We start from the raw sequence: 442 nt of genomic DNA, 5'->3' as shown, positions 1-442 counted from the left end.
GGCAACAAGACGGTCTCGACCGAGCCGCTGGTCAAGCCTGCTCCGGCCAAGCCTGCGACCGAGACGGCGGCCGCGCCGAGCCCAGCTCCGGCCGCTACAGGCGAGCCCGCCGACACGACCAAGTTCACGCAGCGCCTGACGCCCGAGGGCAAGGAGACCGATCCCGGTCCGGCTAGCGGACAGGCCACGATCGGCGAAGGCGAATCCGTCGCGGCGCTGACCTCGCGGCCGCCGCCCGCCCCGGCAACGGCGCCTGCGCCGACCGGTGCCGCGCCTGCGCCTGCCACGCAAACGCCTCCCGCTGCGGCGCCGACGACCGACGCGGCCAATCCGATGCCGCCGGCGGCTGGAACCGCACCGCCAACGGCTGATGCGGCAACGACGCCCCCCGCCGCCGGAGCAACGCCACCCGCTGCAGCCACCGCGCCGGCCACACCCGCGC

At 76.2% G+C, this 442-nt stretch carries 1 pseudogene; it reads right to left on the bottom strand.

The annotated features are described in order from the left end of the window. Positions 1–287, bottom strand: a pseudogene (locus tag EOA27_RS43285) (hypothetical protein); the annotation flags it as partial. Between the last annotated feature and the right edge of the window lie 155 nt (positions 288–442).

The organism is Mesorhizobium sp. M2A.F.Ca.ET.037.01.1.1 (assembly GCF_003998075.1).
In the GTDB taxonomy this organism is placed as follows: domain Bacteria; phylum Pseudomonadota; class Alphaproteobacteria; order Rhizobiales; family Rhizobiaceae; genus Mesorhizobium.
Note: the sequence above shows the minus strand (reverse complement) of the source record. Positions and strands in the feature narration are given on the sequence as shown.